Annotated in this window: 1 protein-coding gene; it reads left to right on the top strand. The window is 49.4% G+C overall.

All coding sequences use genetic code 11. The features are described 5' to 3' along the window. Window positions 1–216: hypothetical protein (locus ACEN88_RS36035; protein WP_413347174.1), on the top strand; the 216-nt coding region annotated here is incomplete at its 5' end. Window positions 217–245 lie beyond the last annotated feature (29 nt).

The following is a 245-nucleotide window of genomic DNA, read 5'->3' as shown; positions in this document are numbered from 1 at the left end:
AAGCTAGAGCGCGTTTTGCCCCTTGTCAAGTCGATCGCGAAACTGGAGCCAGGTGCACAAGCAGATATGCCTTACATGTCTATCGCTCTTCAAGATGGTAGTATTCACCACTTTTTTGCCTCACTTCCGGTTATGGAAAAGTGGACTAGAATGTGCCAATATATTGGGGGGGCGAATCAGCCATGTCCCATTCCACGGCGGGTGCTCGAACATTGATTACGGATGGCTTCATATCACACCTGGCA

Origin of the sequence: Massilia sp. CT11-108 (assembly GCF_047302915.1) — a bacterium.
GTDB lineage: Bacteria > Pseudomonadota > Gammaproteobacteria > Burkholderiales > Burkholderiaceae_D > Telluria > Telluria orientalis.
Note: the sequence above shows the minus strand (reverse complement) of the source record. Positions and strands in the feature narration are given on the sequence as shown.